Origin of the sequence: Paraburkholderia pallida (genome assembly GCF_004524855.1) — a bacterium.
Taxonomy (GTDB): Bacteria; Pseudomonadota; Gammaproteobacteria; order Burkholderiales; family Burkholderiaceae; genus Paraburkholderia; species Paraburkholderia oxyphila.
On record NZ_CP038148.1, the window covers coordinates 688,648 to 705,134 of the forward strand.

General features: G+C 63.8%; 13 protein-coding genes. All 13 read left to right on the plus strand.

What is annotated here, in order from left to right; translation table 11 throughout:
* Nucleotides 1-106 precede the first annotated feature (106 nt).
* Nucleotides 107-1,324 (plus strand): ABC transporter substrate-binding protein, encoded by a 1,218-nt coding sequence (locus E1956_RS03065; protein WP_134747293.1) that lies wholly within the window; start codon nt 107-109, stop codon nt 1,322-1,324.
* Nucleotides 1,325-1,453: 129 nt separating this feature from the next.
* Nucleotides 1,454-2,338 (plus strand): branched-chain amino acid ABC transporter permease, encoded by an 885-nt coding sequence (locus E1956_RS03070; protein ID WP_134747295.1) that lies wholly within the window; start codon nt 1,454-1,456, stop codon nt 2,336-2,338.
* Nucleotides 2,338-3,309, plus strand: coding sequence for a branched-chain amino acid ABC transporter permease (locus tag E1956_RS03075; protein ID WP_134747298.1), 972 nt, complete (start codon nt 2,338-2,340; stop codon nt 3,307-3,309). Before E1956_RS03070 ends, E1956_RS03075 begins: the two co-directional genes overlap by 1 nt.
* A gap of 732 nt (nt 3,310-4,041) precedes the next feature.
* Entirely contained in the window at nt 4,042-5,187 is a 1,146-nt protein-coding gene (locus E1956_RS03080; protein ID WP_418789243.1) for an ABC transporter substrate-binding protein, read from the plus strand.
* A gap of 313 nt (nt 5,188-5,500) precedes the next feature.
* Nucleotides 5,501-6,670 (plus strand): ABC transporter substrate-binding protein, encoded by a 1,170-nt coding sequence (locus E1956_RS03085; protein WP_134747305.1) that lies wholly within the window; start codon nt 5,501-5,503, stop codon nt 6,668-6,670.
* A gap of 245 nt (nt 6,671-6,915) precedes the next feature.
* Entirely contained in the window at nt 6,916-7,971 is a 1,056-nt protein-coding gene (locus E1956_RS03090; RefSeq protein WP_134747308.1) for a branched-chain amino acid ABC transporter permease, read from the plus strand.
* A 4-nt stretch (nt 7,972-7,975) separates the two neighbouring features.
* Nucleotides 7,976-9,763: a branched-chain amino acid ABC transporter ATP-binding protein/permease gene (locus E1956_RS03095; RefSeq protein ID WP_134747310.1), complete on the plus strand. Its 1,788-nt coding sequence runs from the start codon at nt 7,976-7,978 to the stop codon at nt 9,761-9,763.
* Nucleotides 9,760-10,509 (plus strand): ABC transporter ATP-binding protein, encoded by a 750-nt coding sequence (locus E1956_RS03100; RefSeq protein WP_167759963.1) that lies wholly within the window; start codon nt 9,760-9,762, stop codon nt 10,507-10,509. Before E1956_RS03095 ends, E1956_RS03100 begins: the two co-directional genes overlap by 4 nt.
* 272 nt (nt 10,510-10,781) lie before the next feature.
* Entirely contained in the window at nt 10,782-12,740 is a 1,959-nt protein-coding gene (gene mnmG, locus E1956_RS03105) for a tRNA uridine-5-carboxymethylaminomethyl(34) synthesis enzyme MnmG (RefSeq protein WP_134747313.1), read from the plus strand.
* The gene (rsmG, locus tag E1956_RS03110) at nt 12,737-13,435 is read left to right on the plus strand and encodes a 16S rRNA (guanine(527)-N(7))-methyltransferase RsmG (protein WP_134747315.1); all 699 of its coding nucleotides are present in this window, start codon (nt 12,737-12,739) and stop codon (nt 13,433-13,435) included. The genes mnmG and rsmG overlap by 4 nt, the downstream gene beginning before the upstream one ends.
* 156 nt (nt 13,436-13,591) lie before the next feature.
* A complete protein-coding gene (locus E1956_RS03115) occupies nt 13,592-14,362 on the plus strand; it encodes a ParA family protein (RefSeq protein WP_134747319.1) in 771 nt (256 codons plus the stop codon).
* A gap of 19 nt (nt 14,363-14,381) precedes the next feature.
* Entirely contained in the window at nt 14,382-15,269 is an 888-nt protein-coding gene (locus E1956_RS03120; protein ID WP_134747321.1) for a ParB/RepB/Spo0J family partition protein, read from the plus strand.
* A 101-nt stretch (nt 15,270-15,370) separates the two neighbouring features.
* On the plus strand, nt 15,371-16,459 hold the full coding sequence (locus E1956_RS03125; protein WP_134747325.1) for an SLC13 family permease: 1,089 nt from the start codon (nt 15,371-15,373) through the stop codon (nt 16,457-16,459).
* Nucleotides 16,460-16,487 lie beyond the last annotated feature (28 nt).

The following is a 16,487-nucleotide window of genomic DNA, read 5'->3' on the forward strand; positions in this document are numbered from 1 at the left end:
ATTTTTGCCTCGCGCGCGGCGGTGGACCGCGCCGCGCGAATTGTTTTGCCTCCGCTTGTTCATGGAGTGTTCCTGAATAACAACGTAACCAATGAAGGAGACTGCAATGAAGAAAACCACGTTCGCGCGGCTTGCGGGCCTGTTTGCTGCCTCGGCTGCCGTGATGGCGTTCAGCGCGGGGAGCGCGCAGGCCGCCAACGACGCGGTGAAGATCGGCTTCATCACCGACATGTCGGGCCTCTATGCGGATGATGACGGCCCCGGCGGCCTCGTGGCGATCAAGATGGCGGTGGCGGACTTCGGCGGCAAGGTGCTGGGCAAGCCGATCCAGATCGAGTACGCGGATCACCAGAACAAGGCGGACATTGCCGCGTCGAAGGCGCGCGAGTGGATGGACCGTGACGGTCTGGACCTGCTGCTCGGCGGCACGAACTCGGCCACCGCGCTCGCGATGAACCAGGTCGCGCAGGAGAAGAAGCGCGTGTACATCAACACCGGCGCGGGCACCGATGCGCTGACGAATGAGCAATGCACGCCGTACACGGTCCACTACGGCTACGACACGGTCGCGCTCGCGAAGGGCACGGGCCTCGCGGTGCTCAAGCAGGGCGGCAAGACCTGGTTCTTCCTGACCGCCGACTACGCGTTCGGCAAGTCGCTCGAGAAGAACACCGCGGACGTCGTGAAGGCGAACGGCGGCCAGGTGCTCGGCGAGGTGCGCCATCCGCTCTCGGCATCGGACTTCTCGTCGTTCCTGCTGCAGGCGCAGGCTTCGAAGGCGCAGATTCTCGGCCTCGCGAACGCGGGCGGCGACACGGTCAATGCGATCAAGGCCGCGAAGGAGTTCGGTATCAACAAGACGATGAAGACCGCGGCGCTGCTGATGTTCCTGCCTGACGTTCACAGCCTCGGGCTCGAGACGACGCAGGGCCTCGTGCTCACGACCGGATGGTACTGGGACCAGAACGACGCGACCCGCAAGTGGGCGCAGCGCTACTACGACCAGACCAAGAAGATGCCGTCCGAGCTGCAGGCGGCCGACTATTCGGCGGTGACGTCGTATCTGAAGGCGGTGCAGGCGGCCGGCACGACCGATGCCGACAAGGTCATGGAGCAACTGAAGAAGACCAAGATCGACGACATGTACACGAAGGGCGGCTATATCCGCGCGGATGGCGTGCTGATCCACGACATGTATCTGGTCGAGGTGAAGAAGCCGTCCGAGTCGAAGAAGCCGTGGGACTACTACAAGGTGCTGCAGACCATTCCGGGCGAGCAGGCGTACACGACCAAGCAGGAGTCGCGCTGCGCGCTCTGGAAGTAATTACCCCACGGCTTGCAGGATCCGAAGGGTAATGGCTGTGTGTCAGGCAGGCGGCACGCGTCGCGGCGAGGAGCCCGCGCCGCGTGCCGCGTGTGTGCGTAACCGTTGTTGGCATTCATGGCGGCTTTCATGACGATCTTTGGCATTCCGCTTCCGGCAATGCTGAGCCAGTTGTTGCTCGGGCTCGTGAACGGTTCGTTCTATGCGATCCTGAGCTTGGGCCTCGCGGTGATTTTCGGCATGCTCAACGTGATCAACTTCACGCACGGCGCGTTGTTCATGCTGGGCGCGATGCTCACGTGGATGGGTCTCGCTTACTTCAACCTGCCATACTGGGTGATGATCTTCGTCGCGCCCATCGTGGTGGGTCTCATCGGCATGGTGATCGAGCGCACGATGCTGCGGTGGATCTATCGGCTCGATCATTTGTACGGACTCCTGCTGACCTTCGGGCTCACGCTTGTGGTGGAAGGGGTGTTCCGCTCCATTTACGGCTCTTCCGGGCAGCCGTACGACGTGCCCGATGCGCTTTCGGGCGCGACCAATCTCGGTTTCATGTATCTGCCCAACTATCGCGCGTGGGTCGTGGTCGCCTCGCTTGCCGTGTGCTTCGCCACGTGGTTCGTGATCGAGAAGACACGCCTTGGCGCCTATCTGCGCGCGGGCACGGAGAATCCCAAGCTCGTCGAGGCGTTTGGCATCAACGTGCCGCTCATGATCACGCTCACCTACGGCTTCGGCGTCGCGCTCGCCGCGTTCGCGGGCGTGCTGGCCGCGCCGGTCATCCAGGTCTCGCCGCTCATGGGCCAGTCGATGATCATCACGGTGTTCGCCGTGGTCGTGATCGGCGGGATGGGCTCGATCATGGGGTCGATCATCACAGGCCTCCTGCTCGGCGTGATCGAAGGCTTCACGCGCGTGTTCTGGCCCGAGGCGTCCGCGACCGTGGTGTTCGTGATCATGGCGATCGTGCTGCTGATTCGCCCCGCTGGTCTCTTCGGCAAGGAACGGTGATGCAAAGAAAAGTGCTTTATGGCCTGCTGCTGATCGGTCTGATCGCGGCGCCTTTCATTGGCGCGTACCCGCTCTTCGTGATGAAGGTGCTGTGCTTCGCGCTGTTCGCCGCCGCGTTCAATCTGCTGATCGGCTACACCGGGCTGCTTTCGTTCGGGCATGCGATGTTCCTTGCGTCGGCGGGCTATACCACCGGCTACGCGATCCAGTCGCTCGGCTTCACGCCCGAGCTGGGCGTGCTGGCCGGCACGGCTGCCGCTACGCTGCTGGGGGCAATCGTGGGCATGTTCGCGATCCGCCGCCAGGGGATCTACTTCGCGATGGTCACGCTCGCGCTCGCGCAGATGGTCTACTTCGTGTTTCTGCAGGCGCCCTTCACCCACGGCGAGGACGGCTTGCAGGGCGTGCCGCGCGGCAAGCTGTTTGGGCTCGTCTCGCTCGACTCCGATCTCGCGCTGTATTACGTCGTGCTCGTGGTGATGGTGATTGCGTTCCTGTTGATCGTGCGGATCGTGCATTCGCCGTTCGGGCAGGTGCTGGGCGCGATCAAGGAGAACGAGCCGCGTGCCATTTCGCTCGGCTATGACACCGACCGCTTCAAGCTGCTCGCATTCGTGCTCTCGGCGGGTCTCGCGGGCCTTGCCGGGTCGCTCAAGGTCCTCGTGCTCGGTTTCGAGACGCTCGGCGACGCCTACTGGACCATGTCCGGGCTCGTGATCCTGATGACGCTCGTGGGCGGCATGGGCACGCTTTTTGGACCGCTGCTGGGCGCGGCGCTGATCGTCGCGCTCGAAGACCGGCTCGGCGACATCGGCACGGCGCTCGCCCATCTGACGGGCGTGGACTGGTTCCGCTCGCTCGGCGAGTCGGCGACGATCGTCACCGGCCTCATCTTCATTGCCTGCGTGCTGGCGTTCCGGCGCGGCATCGTCGGCGAGATCGTCGCGCGCGTGCGGCCGCTGCGCGCTTGAAGAGGGCGGCACGCGTGGTCTTTTGTTGCAGTCGGTGAGACAATCGGCGTTGGAGCGCCCCATTTGGGTGCCGCACTGCACCACTAGGGTAAATGCTAGTTGCCCGGAAGGGGCCTGAAGTTTAAAGTTCACCCAGTTCTGATGCACCGAATTTGCAGGTGGAGAACGAGGAGACAACTGAGGCACAAAGTGCCCGGACAAGGAAGCGCTGTTGGATGAGAGTCCAACAGCGCTTTTTATTTGTGCGTTAGTTTTGTGAGATGCGCACGCCTCGTTCTCCGGATTATCTTTTCCCCCTCCGCAGTTTCTTTTTTCCACTCGCATTACGCCCGCCTGGCGTCTGCCCGTTGTTCGCCCGCCGTTTGCCAATAATCGGCAGTTCCGCGCGAGTTTTTCCTCTCTTCGAATTACGCCAATTTCTCCGCAGAGCACAGAATTCCCGTCTCGCATGGCTCCGGACGTTACGCATTGCACTCGGCTTTGCACGTGCGTTGCGTTCGTGTTGTAAGCAATTGGAAAGCACTTGCCGCGCCAAACATCACTCCGTTACACTCGCCATTCGCCGACCATGCGGTCAGCATTATCTGCTGGCCGGGTTTCGCGATTCGGCGGTCAGTGAATCGCGCGTGAGCACACGAACGCTGCTAGTTTGAAATCCGGCAGCGCCGAAAATCCGGGGCAATAAAGAAAACGATTATCGAAGGAGTGGAGATGCAGTGGGTTTGGCGTTGGATGAGCGCGGCATGCGTCGCGACCGGGGTACTCGCGGCTACAGCAGGTGTGGCGCAGGCAGACGTGAAGATCGGCGTAACGCTGTCAGCCACGGGGCCCGCCGCCTCGCTGGGCATTCCCGAACGGAACACCATCGGCTTGTTGCCGAAGGAAATCGCGGGTCAGAAGATCGATTACATCGTGCTCGACGACGCCACCGATTCCACTCAGGCGGTGAAGAACGCGCGCAAGCTCACGAGCGAAGACCACGTGGACGCGCTGATCGGCTCTACCGTGGTGCCGAACTCGCTCGCGATGATCGACGTCGCCGCCGAAACGGCCACGCCGATGATCTCCATGGCCGCCGCCGCCTCGATCGTCGAGCCGATGGACGCGAAGCGCGCCTGGGTCTTCAAGACGCCGCAAAACGATCAGCTGATGGCCGGCGCCATCGCGCAGCACATGGCGGCGCACGGCGTGAAGACGGTGGCCTTCATCGGCTTCTCGGATGCCTACGGCGAGAGCTGGTACAAGGCGTTCGGCGCGGCGGCCGCGAAGCAGAACATCAAGGTCGTGGCGAGCGAGCGCTTCGCGCGCAACGACGCTTCCGTCACGGGCCAGGTGCTCAAGATGATCTCGCAGCATCCCGACGCCGTGCTGATCGCCGGCGCGGGCACGCCGGCCGCGCTGCCGCAGAAGACGCTCAAGGAGCGTGGATACGCGGGCAAGATCTATCAGACGCATGGCGTGGCGAACAACGACTTCCTGCGCGTCTGCGGCAAGGATTGCGAGGGCACGTATCTGCCTGCCGGCCCGCTGCTCGTGGCCGACCAGTTGCCGGCCACGAACCCCGTCAAGCAATCGGCGCTCGCGTACACGGCGGCCTACGAAAAGGCTTGGGGTGCAGGCTCGATCTCGACGTTCGGCGGCCACGCGTGGGACGCGGGTCTGCTGCTGCAGCGCGCGATTCCGGTCGCGCTGAAGGCGGGCCAGCCGGGGACGAAGGCGTTTCGCGAGGCGCTGCGCAAAGCGCTTGAAGAGTCGCATGACGTCGCGGGCGCGCATGGCATCTTCGACATGAGCGCGACCGATCACGCGGGCCTCGATCAACGCGCGCGCGTGATGGTGCAGATCACTGGCGGCAAGTGGAAGCTGGCCGGCGACTGAGTTTCACGAGGAACGCGCAGGCACATCAAGCAAGAAACCAAGAAAGGCACGCTCGAACGAGGTGCCTTTTTTGTTGCCGATGCAACGACGCCGTGCAACACGGCGCGGGTATGGAGCAGGGTGGTGCAGTAGACAAAACGGAACGCGCACCGTGCGCGCGGCGGCAAGTGCCGCGCTAGCGGGCAGGGAAAACCATGCATCACACGCGCGATCCCGATTACTACACTCAGAGGCCAGCGCCGGTTTACGAAGATCGTAGCAATCGGCGCGGGATGACTCGATAACACGCAGACAAAGCGTTTGGAGACGCGCAATGAAAACGAAGAAGTGGGTTTTGAGGTCGATTAGCGCGGGACTCGCAGCCGCGCTGATGGGCGTGGCAGGCGTAGCCGCCGCGCAGGTGAAGATCGGCGTGACGCTGTCGGCAACGGGGCCGGCTGCGTCGCTCGGCATTCCGGAGAAGAACACCATCGCGCTGCTGCCCAAGGAGATCGCGGGCAAGAGCGTGCAGTACATCGTGCTCGACGACGCCTCCGACACGAGCAAGGCCGTGCAGAACACGCACAAGCTGATCGACGAGGATCACGTGGATGCGATCATTGGCTCGTCGGTGACGCCGAATTCGCTGGCGATGCTCGACGTCGTCGCGCAAGGCAAGACGCCGATGATCTCGCTCGCGGCGTCGGCGGCCATCGTGCATCCGATGGACGACAAGCGCAAATGGGCCTTCAAGACGCCGCAGAACGACAGCCTGATGGCCGATGCGCTCGCGGGCTATATGGAGAAGCACGGCGTGAAGACGGTGGGCTTCATCGGCTTCACCGATGCCTACGGCGACAGCTGGTACAAGGAGTTCAGCGCGGCGGCGGCGAAGCATAACCTCAAGATCGTCGCGAACGAACGCTATAACCGCACGGATTCGTCGGTCACGGGCCAGGCGCTCAAGCTGATGTCGGCGAACCCCGACGCCGTGCTGATCGCCGGCTCCGGCACGCCCGCGGCGCTGCCCGCGACCACGCTCAAGGACCGCGGCTACAAGGGCAAGATCTATCAGACGCACGGCGTGGCGAACAACGACTTCCTGCGCGTGTGCGGCAAGGACTGCGAAGGCGAGCTGCTGCCCGCCGGCCCGATTCTCGTCGCCGATCAGCTGCCCGACTCGAACCCGGTGAAGCAGTCGGCGCTCGCCTATAAGGCGGCGTACGAGAAGGCCTATGGCGCAGGCTCCGTGGCGACCTTCGGCGGCCATGCCTGGGACGCGGGCCAGATGCTCCAGCGCGCGATTCCGGTCGCGCTCAAGACGGCGCAGCCCGGTACCGAGGCGTTCCGCGTGGCGCTGCGCGACGCGCTCGAGAACGTCAAGGAGCTGCCGCTCTCGCACGGCATCATGAACACCACGCCCACCGATCACAACGGCCTCGACGACCGCGCCCGCGTGATCGTGGAAGTCGTCAACGGCAAGTGGAAGCTGCAGAGCGAGTGAAGGGAGCGTAGCAACGTCATGACGTGACGCTGCGCGGGCGCGTAGTGTCACGTGAAACGCACTCGACACTCACAACACTCACGCTTCATTTCGGCCACCGACAATGGCCGCGCATCGCGGCCTCGCGGTGCGCTCCCGCAGTGCATCCTTGAACGCGGCGCAGCCTGTGTAGCTGCGCCGCGCGTTTTTCCCGCATCGCATCTTTTCCGACGGACCTGGTTTCACGCGCTACAGAAAGAGGGGTTATGGATTTATCGATCGCCGCGATCCTCGCGCAGGACGGCATCACCACCGGAGCGATCTACGCGCTGCTCGCGCTCGCCCTGGTGCTGGTGTTCTCCGTGACGCGGGTGATCTTCATTCCGCAGGGCGAGTTCGTCTCGTATGGCGCGCTGACGCTCGCCGCGCTGCAATCGCAGAAGTTTCCCGCCACCTGCTGGCTGCTCGTCGCGCTAGGCGCCGCGTGCTTCGTCGTCGAGACGGCGGGGCTCGTGCGGCATGCCGAGCGGCGCAAGCATGCGCCGCGCACGCTCGTGACGCTCGCGGGCAAGTATCTGCTCTTTCCCATTGCGCTCTACGTGCTCACGCGCGGCCTGGCCAGTCAGCAACTGCCCATGCTCGTGCAGATCGCGCTCACGCTAGCGATCGTCGTGCCGATGGGGCCATTCATTTACCGGCTCGCGTATGAGCCGATCGCCGAGGCGACCACGCTCCTGTTGCTGATCGTGGCGGTGGCGGTGCACTTCGCGATGGTCGGGCTCGGGCTCGTGATGTTCGGCGCGGAAGGTTCGCGCACGAACGCGTTCACCGATGCCACGTTCAACGTCGGGAGCCTCTCGATCTCGGGGCAGAGCCTATGGGTGATCGGCACGGCGGCGGTGCTGATCGTCGCGCTGTACGTCTATTTCGATCGCACGATCTCGGGCAAGGCGCTGCGCGCGACCTCGGTGAACCGGCTGGGCGCGCGCCTCGTGGGCATCGGCACGACTCAGGCCGGGCGGCTCGCGTTCACGCTCGCAGCAGGGCTCGGTGCGCTGTGCGGCGTGCTGGTGGCGCCGCTCACCACCATCTACTACGACTCGGGCTTCCTGATCGGCCTGAAGGGCTTCGTGGGCGCCATCATCGGCGGTCTGGTGAGCTATCCGCTGGCCGCCGCGGGCTCCGTGCTCGTGGGCCTGCTGGAGTCGTACTCGTCGTTCTGGGCGAGCGCCTACAAGGAAGTCATCGTGTTCACGCTGATCATCCCCGTGCTGCTGTGGCGCAGCCTCTCCACGCCGCATGCCGAAGAGGAAGAGGAGTGACGCGATGAAACGACTTGTTCTGCATAACCGCTTCTTCTGGCTGTTCCTCGTGGTCATGTTTGCGCTGCCGGTGCTGCCGCACCCCGTGCATGTGCCCGAATACTGGATCACGCTGCTCAACTACATCGGCCTTTATTCGATCGTCGCGATCGGGCTCGTGCTGCTCACCGGCATCGGCGGGATGACGAGCTTCGGGCAGGCCGCGTTCGTCGGCCTCGGCGCCTATGCGACCGCGTATCTGACCACGCAGTACGGCGTCTCGCCGTGGCTCGCGCTGATCGTCGGCGTCGTCATCACGGCGCTCGTTGCGCTCGTGCTGGGGCTCGTCACCATGCGGCTCTCGGGGCACTTCCTGCCGCTCGGCACCATCGCCTGGGGGCTCGCGCTGTTCTTCCTGTTCGGCAATCTCGACATGCTGGGCAAGTACGACGGGATCAACGGCATCCCGGTGCTCAACGTACTCGGCATCGACCTCGAATCGGGGCGCCATATCTATTACCTGATCTGGGTGGTCGTGCTGGCGTCAGTCATATCGGTTCAGAATCTGCTTAATAGCCGTACGGGCCGCGCCATCCGCGCGTTGCGCGGCGGCGGGCAGATGGCCGAGGCAATGGGTGTGAACACGGCATGGATGCGCGTCGTGATCTTCGTCTACGCGGCCGTGCTCGCGGCGGTGTCGGGCTTCCTCTATGCCCATCTGCAGCGCGCGGTGAACCCCACGCCGTTCGGCCTGAACCACGGCATCGAATACCTGTTCATGGCCGTGGTGGGCGGCGTGGCGCACGTTTGGGGCGCGGTGCTGGGCGCGGCGATCCTCACCGTTCTGCAAGATTGGCTGCAGACGCTGCTGCCGAAGCTGCTGGGCGAGAACGGCAATTTCGAGATCATCGTGTTCGGCATTCTGATGGTCTTGCTGCTGCAATACGCGCGGCGCGGCGTGTGGCCGTTCGTGGCGCGCTTCTTTCCTCGCGGGCCGCAGGCGCACGTGCCCGAGCACGCCGAACCCTTGCCGCAGCGCAGCAAGCCCGCCACGGGCGAATTGCTGCTGACCGTCGACAAGGCGCGCAAGCAGTTCGGCGGGCTCGTGGCCGTCAATGACGTGAGCTTCGAGGTGAGGGCGGGGCAGATCATCGGCTTGATCGGACCGAACGGCGCGGGCAAGTCGACGACCTTCAATCTCGTGACAGGCGTGCTGCAGCCGACCGGCGGCGCAATCACGTTCCGCGGCGAGCGCATCGACCGCCTGACTTCACGTGAAATCGTCGCGCGTGGCATCGGGCGCACGTTCCAGCACGTCAAGCTGCTGCCGACGATGACCGTGCTGGAGAATGTCGCGATCGGTGCGCATCTGCGTGGCCATTCGGGTGTGCTGCGCAGCGTCGTGAAGCTCAACGTCGCGGAGGAGGGCAGGCTGATGAGCGAGGCCGCCAGGCAGCTTCGCCGCGTGGGCCTCGAGCAGCACATGTACGACGAGGCCGGCAGCCTCGCGCTCGGACAGCAACGCATTCTGGAGATTGCGCGGGCGCTTTGCTGCGATCCGACCCTGCTGCTGCTCGACGAGCCTGCGGCCGGCCTGCGTTATCAGGAGAAACAACAGCTGGCCGGCTTGCTGCGCAGGCTGAGAGAAGAGGGGATGAGCGTGCTGCTGGTCGAACACGACATGGACTTCGTGATGAATCTCACCGACCGCCTGGTCGTGATGGAATTCGGTACGCGGATCGCGGAAGGATTGCCGGAAGAGGTGCAGCAGGACCCGGCGGTGCTCGAGGCTTATCTGGGCGGGGTGGAATGATGAGCGCTCCTGTACTCGAAGTCACCGGACTCGCCGTGCGCTACGGCAAGATCGAGGCGCTGCACAAGGCGGCAATCAAAGTGGGTGCGGGGCAGATCGTCTCCGTAATCGGCCCGAACGGCGCAGGCAAGTCCACGCTGCTCAATGCCATCATGGGCGCGCTGCCCGTCACGGGCCACGCCAGTGGCCGGATTGCCTATCTGGGCGAGGACATCGGCACGCTGCCCATCGAGCGACGCGTCGCACGCGGCATGTGCCTGGTGCCGGAGAAGCGCGAGCTGTTTGCTTCGATGACCGTTGAGGACAACCTCGTGCTCGGCGCCTACCGCCGCAAGCGGGCCGGCGAGCGCAACTTCCTCGACCAGCTCGAGCACGTGTTTCAGCTCTTTCCGCGGCTCAAGGAGCGGCGCGCCCAGGCTGCGGGCACGCTCTCCGGCGGCGAGCGCCAGATGCTTGCAGTCGGACGTGCGCTGATGGGCAAGCCGGATCTGCTGATGCTCGACGAGCCCAGCCTCGGGCTGGCGCCGCTGATCGTGAAAGAGATCTTCCATATCATCAGCGCGCTGCGGCAGACGGGCGTGGCGACACTGTTGATCGAGCAGAATGCGCGCGCTGCACTGCAGATCTCCGATTATGGCTACGTGCTGGAGACGGGCGATCTCGCGCTGGAAGGGCCGGCGGGCGAACTGGCGCAGAATCCACGGGTGATCGAGACTTACCTCGGCTTGGCCAAGAAACCGGTCTGATCTCGTCAACCTCTGCAGAAATAGGCGGCGTGTTTCACGTGAAACACGCCGCTTTTTAGAGTGGCGGCGCTCTGCGCGCGACCAGAGTAAGTGCTCTGCATGGGCCCGGAGTAGGCGCTGAAGCGCCAACTCCGGCCGACAGCGAAAGCGCTAACTCTGGTCGCGAAATTCGGGAGTGAACGGCCCAAAACCCGAAACCGTTATAATTCGCGCATACCACTTTTTTCTGAGAAGGCTCACGCGGTCCATTCGTCCGTGCGTGAGGTCCCGCCATGCTTTTTCCTACAGAATTTGACGTAATTGTCGTCGGCGGCGGTCACGCCGGCACCGAGGCTGCGCTCGCCTCCGCCCGCATGGGCGTCAAGACGCTCCTGCTCACGCACAATATCGAAACGCTCGGCCAGATGAGCTGCAATCCGTCGATCGGCGGCATTGGCAAGGGCCATCTGGTCAAGGAAGTCGATGCGCTGGGCGGCGCAATGGCCGCTGCCACCGACGAGGGTGGCATCCAGTTCCGCATCCTCAATTCGTCCAAGGGCCCGGCCGTCCGTGCGACGCGCGCCCAGGCCGACCGCATCCTGTACAAGGCGGCGATCCGTCGACGCCTCGAGAATCAGCCGAATCTCTGGCTGTTCCAGCAGGCGGTTGAGGACTTGATGGTCGAGGGCGACCGTGTGGTGGGGGCCGTGACGCAGGTGGGCATCCGCTTCCGGGCGCGTGCCGTGGTGCTGACGGCGGGGACGTTCCTCGACGGCAAGATTCACGTGGGCCTGAATAACTACACAGGCGGGCGCGCCGGCGATCCGGCGGCCGTGACGCTCTCGGCGCGTCTGAAGGAGCTCAAGCTGCCGCAAGGCCGCCTCAAGACGGGCACGCCGCCGCGCATCGACGGCCGATCGATCGACTTTTCGGTGCTCGAAGAGCAGCCGGGCGACCTCGATCCGGTGCCGGTCTTCTCGTTCCTCGGCAGGGCAGAGCAGCATCCGCAGCAGATTCCTTGCTGGGTGACGCACACCAACGAGCGTACGCACGACATTATTCGCGGCGGACTAGACCGCTCGCCTATGTATACGGGCGTGATCGAAGGGGTGGGGCCGCGCTATTGCCCGTCGATTGAAGACAAGATTCACCGCTTCGCCTCGAAGGAGTCGCATCAGATCTTTCTGGAACCGGAAGGCCTGACCACCAACGAGTTCTACCCGAACGGGATCTCGACGAGCCTGCCGTTCGACGTTCAGCTCGAGCTCGTGCATTCGATGCGCGGGCTGGAGCATGCCCACATCCTGCGCCCTGGCTATGCGATCGAGTACGACTACTTCGATCCGCGCGGTCTGAAGGCCTCGCTGGAGACGAAGGTTATCAATGGCCTGTTTTTCGCGGGCCAGATTAACGGTACGACGGGCTATGAAGAGGCGGCGGCGCAAGGCCTGCTCGCGGGTATCAATGCCGGCCTGCAGGTGCAGGGCAAGGACGCGTGGTGTCCGCGTCGCGATCAGGCATACCTTGGCGTGCTGGTCGACGATCTGGTGACGCGCGGTGTTTCGGAGCCGTACCGCATGTTTACGAGCCGTGCCGAATACCGTCTGAGCCTGCGTGAGGACAACGCCGACATGCGCCTGACGGAAATCGGCCGCGAGCTCGGTGTCGTCGACGACATCCGCTGGGACGCATTCAGCCGCAAGCGCGATGCTGTTTCACGTGAAACAGAGCGCCTGAAGTCGACGTGGGTGAATCCGAAGACGCTTGGTGCGGAAGAGGCGACCGCCCTCCTGGGCAAGCCAATCGATCGCGAGTACAACCTGGCGGATCTGCTTCGTCGTCCTGGCGTGAGCTATGACGGCGTGTGCGGTCTGCGCGAGGGTGCCTGCGCGCCGGAAGCACCGCTTGCCGACGACGAGGTCCTGCTCGCCCAGATCAAGGAGCAGATCGAGATCGGCATCAAATATCAGGGCTATATCGACCGCCAAGCCGACGAGATCGAGCGCAATGGCGCACAGGAGAATACGCGTCTGCCCGAAGGCATCGACTATGCCGAAGTGCGCGGCTTGTCGTTCGAAGCGCGCCAGAAGCTGAATCAATTCCGTCCCGAAACGATCGGCCAGGCGTCGCGCATCTCGGGCATCACGCCTGCCGCAATCTCGCTGCTGATGGTTCACCTCAAGCGCGGTCTCGGTCGCCGCCGTCAGAGTCCGTCCGATCAGGGCACCGACAACACGCCGGTGGCCCAATGACGGGCCGCGCACGGCAACCCGGCATCGCGGACCGCGACGCACTCGCGCAACTGCTGAAGGAGGGCGCGCAAGCGCTCTCCCTCGACTTGAGCGAGCGGCAGCACGAACAACTGTTGGCCTATGTCGCATTGCTGGCGAAGTGGAATGCCGTCTACAACCTGACGGCAATCCGCGATCCGCGCCAGATGCTGATTCAGCACATCCTCGATTCACTTTCGATCCTGCCGCACTTGCCCGCGCGTGCCGATGCCGCCGTGCTCGACGTTGGCTCGGGCGGTGGTTTGCCGGGCATCGTGCTGGCGATTGCGCGACCGGACTGGCAAGTGACATTGAACGACATCGTGCAGAAGAAGTCGGCGTTCCAGTCGCAGGCCAAGGCGGAATTGGGACTCACGAATCTGTCGGTAGTGACGGGGCGGGTCGAAACGCTGCGTCCCGGAGTCGAAGTAGCGAAAAAATTCGATTTGATCGTCTCGCGGGCATTCGCGGAACTCGCCGATTTCGTTACACTGGCCCGTCACCTCGTTGCGGACGGCGGAGCGATCTGGGCGATGAAGGGTGTACGGCCCGAAGGCGAGATCGAACGATTGCCGGCTGGCGCTCGCGCGGTGCAAACAATCCGCCTCACGGTGCCGATGCTCGACGCGGAGCGGCATCTGACCGAGGTGCTGGTCGAACCGGCAGCAGCGGTCTGATCGCTGACACAGTAGCGTGATTCACTGGCCGTGATGGCTTTGGCCTGGATGGCCCAGGCCAAATGGCCCAGGCCGAAAAGCCGAATAGCGCATCCGACAGAGGATGCGCTATAACGTAAGCAAACTTTTTAAGGCAGTAAAAGGGACACACGAAAGATGGCAAAAATCTTCTGCGTTGCGAACCAGAAGGGCGGCGTCGGCAAGACGACGACAACGGTCAATCTCGCCGCGAGCCTCGCATCGCAGGGACAACGTGTCCTTCTCATCGATCTCGACCCGCAGGGCAATGCCACGATGGGCAGCGGCATCGACAAGGCGGCGTGCGAGAACACGGTTTATGAAGTCCTCGTCGACGGCGTGACGGTGCCGCAAGCACGCACGCGGCCGGAGCAGGTGGGCTACGACGTGCTGCCTGCCAACCGCGAGCTGGCCGGCGCCGAAGTGGAGCTGGTGTCTGTCGAGCAGCGCGAGCGCCGCCTGCGGGCCGCGCTCGCACAAGTCGACGACGAATACGATTTCGTGCTGATCGATTGCCCGCCGGCGTTGTCCTTGCTCACGCTCAACGGTCTGTGCGCGGCGCACGGTGTCGTGATTCCGATGCAGTGCGAGTACTTCGCGCTCGAGGGCCTGTCGGACCTCGTCAATACGATCAAGCAGGTGCACGCGAACATGAATCGCGACCTGAAGGTGATCGGTCTTTTGCGCGTGATGTTCGATCCGCGCATCACGTTGCAGCAACAGGTCTCGGAGCAATTGAAGGAGCACTTTGGCGACAAGGTGTTCGACGCGGTGATTCCGCGCAACGTCCGCCTTGCGGAAGCGCCCAGCTACGGCTTGCCGGGTGTGGTGTTCGACCGCGCGTCGCGTGGTGCGCAGGCTTATGTGCAATTCGGCGCGGAAATGATCGAGCGCGTACGCGCACTCTGACGCAGACTGGAGAAGCACGATGAACGCAGTAGCACGGAAGAAGGGGCTGGGTCGAGGACTGGAAGCATTGCTCGGCGGCAGCGCGGACATCACCGAAGCGGTGAAGATCGATGGCGCGCCCAATACGCTTGCGCTCACGCAGATGCAGGCCGGCAAGTACCAGCCGCGTACGCGCATGGACGAAGGCGCGCTGCAGGAGCTTGCGGCGAGCATTCGTGCACAGGGGCTGATGCAGCCGATCCTCGTGCGTCCGGTCGGACCCGAGCGCTACGAGATCATCGCGGGCGAGCGGCGCTTCCGCGCGGCGCACATTGCCGGACTCAAGGAAGTGCCGGTGCTCGTGAAGGACGTGCCCGACCAGGCCGCCGCCGCGATGGCGCTGATCGAGAACATTCAGCGCGAAGACCTGAATCCGCTCGAAGAGGCACAGGGTATCCAGCGTCTGCTCGATGAATTCAGTTTCACGCACGAGCAGGCCGCCGAGTCGGTGGGGCGTTCGCGCAGCGCGGTGTCGAACCTGCTGCGCCTCCTGAATCTTGCCGCGCCGGTGCAGACCATGCTGCTCGCAGGCGATCTCGACATGGGCCACGCGCGCGCGTTGCTCGCGGTCGACGCGGCCACGCAGATCGTGCTCGCGAATCAGGTGGTCAACAAGCGCATGTCGGTGCGTGAAACCGAGAAGCTCGTTTCGACCACGACCAAAGCTGCGCCTGCGGTGAAGGCCAAGGCAGCGCACGACGGCGGCCGCGACACGCGTCGCCTTGAAGAGGAACTGTCTGATTTGCTGGCCGCAGCGGTCAGGATCAAGCTCGGCCGGCGAGGGCGCGGTCAGCTCACGGTCGACTTCGGCGACCTCGATGCACTCGACGGCATTCTCCTGCGCCTGCGTGGCGAGACTGCTGTTTGATTTGATGCACGTCCTGCACGTCCTGCACGTCCTTATTCCCGGTGCGTGAATCCGATGCTGCCACGCGCGGCCCGCTAAGCCTGCTTTGTCGGTTCGGCGCGATGGCACTCGCCGAGCCGGTTTTGTCGATACTCGTCGCCGCGCTCGTGGTGCTGCAAATTTGCGCGCCGCGCGCGTGGTCTACGCTTCCCGCGCTAGTCGACTGGCAAACGGTGATGACGCTCGCCGGCTTGCTGATTCTCACCAAGGCGCTCGAATATTCAGGATTCCTGACTTGGGCGGCGCATCGGCTCGTGCACCGGATTCGCTCCGAGCGAGCCCTTGCGTTCCTGCTTGTCGCGTTCGCGGCGGCGCTCTCGATGGTGGTGACGAACGATGTCGCGCTGTTCGTCGTCGTGCCGCTCGTGCTTTCACTGCACCAGCTCTCGCCGCTGCCACTAAAGCGATTTGTAATCGTGATCGCACTCGCCGTGAACGCGGGCTCGGTGCTCACGCCCCTGGGCAACCCGCAAAACCTGTTTCTCTGGCAACTGAGTGGTGCGTCATTTGGTCGCTTCGTTGCGGCGCTCGCGCCGCTGTGCGCGCTGCTGATGGTGCTGTTGTTCGCGCTTGCGGCGCTGCTTTTCCGGCCGAGGCCACTCGATTTGACGAAGGACGTGCAAATGCATCCCGTCGATCGCCCATTGGCTGGCGTCGCCGCATTGCTTTTCGTTGCATTCGTGCTGCTCGCCGATACGCATCGCGCGGGCATTGCGCTGGCCGGCGTCGGCGTGGGCTTCCTCATCTGGCGTACGCGCATCGTCCTGAAGATCGACTGGCTGCTGCTGTTGATCTTCATCCTGATGTTCATCGTATTGCGCAGCGCCGCCGCGCTACCGTGGATCCATCACGCCCTTGCGAGCCTCGAGTTGCAGGCCCCGCTACGCACCTACGCCGCGGGGGCCGTACTCTCACAGGCCATCAGCAATGTGCCCGCTGCCATCGTGCTGGCCGGCTTCACGCACGATTGGCGCGCGCTGGCGTTCGGTGTGAGCGTCGGCGGCTTCGGGCTCGCTATCGGTTCGCTGGCGAATCTCATCGCCGTGCGCCTCTCAGGCGAGCGTGGCGTATGGCTGCCATTTCATTTGATCGCGATCCCGTTCTGGGTGATCGCCGTATTCGGCGGCGGACTGGTGTTGTTTTTTCTCTGACGGAAAAACGACAAAGTAGCGTCACATT

Excerpts from the sequence above, each read along its gene's own strand:
- E1956_RS03065 (WP_134747293.1), top strand. The coding sequence starts at position 107 with ATGAAGAAAACCACGTTCGCGCGGCTTGCGGGCCTGTTTGCTGCCTCG.
- E1956_RS03070 (WP_134747295.1), top strand. The coding sequence starts at position 1,454 with ATGACGATCTTTGGCATTCCGCTTCCGGCAATGCTGAGCCAGTTGTTG.
- E1956_RS03075 (WP_134747298.1), top strand. The coding sequence starts at position 2,338 with ATGCAAAGAAAAGTGCTTTATGGCCTGCTGCTGATCGGTCTGATCGCG.
- E1956_RS03080 (WP_418789243.1), top strand. The coding sequence starts at position 4,042 with ATGAGCGCGGCATGCGTCGCGACCGGGGTACTCGCGGCTACAGCAGGT.
- E1956_RS03085 (WP_134747305.1), top strand. The coding sequence starts at position 5,501 with ATGAAAACGAAGAAGTGGGTTTTGAGGTCGATTAGCGCGGGACTCGCA.
- E1956_RS03090 (WP_134747308.1), top strand. The coding sequence starts at position 6,916 with ATGGATTTATCGATCGCCGCGATCCTCGCGCAGGACGGCATCACCACC.
- E1956_RS03095 (WP_134747310.1), top strand. The coding sequence starts at position 7,976 with ATGAAACGACTTGTTCTGCATAACCGCTTCTTCTGGCTGTTCCTCGTG.
- E1956_RS03100 (WP_167759963.1), top strand. The coding sequence starts at position 9,760 with ATGATGAGCGCTCCTGTACTCGAAGTCACCGGACTCGCCGTGCGCTAC.
- mnmG (WP_134747313.1), top strand. The coding sequence starts at position 10,782 with ATGCTTTTTCCTACAGAATTTGACGTAATTGTCGTCGGCGGCGGTCAC.
- rsmG (WP_134747315.1), top strand. The coding sequence starts at position 12,737 with ATGACGGGCCGCGCACGGCAACCCGGCATCGCGGACCGCGACGCACTC.
- E1956_RS03115 (WP_134747319.1), top strand. The coding sequence starts at position 13,592 with ATGGCAAAAATCTTCTGCGTTGCGAACCAGAAGGGCGGCGTCGGCAAG.
- E1956_RS03120 (WP_134747321.1), top strand. The coding sequence starts at position 14,382 with ATGAACGCAGTAGCACGGAAGAAGGGGCTGGGTCGAGGACTGGAAGCA.
- E1956_RS03125 (WP_134747325.1), top strand. The coding sequence starts at position 15,371 with ATGGCACTCGCCGAGCCGGTTTTGTCGATACTCGTCGCCGCGCTCGTG.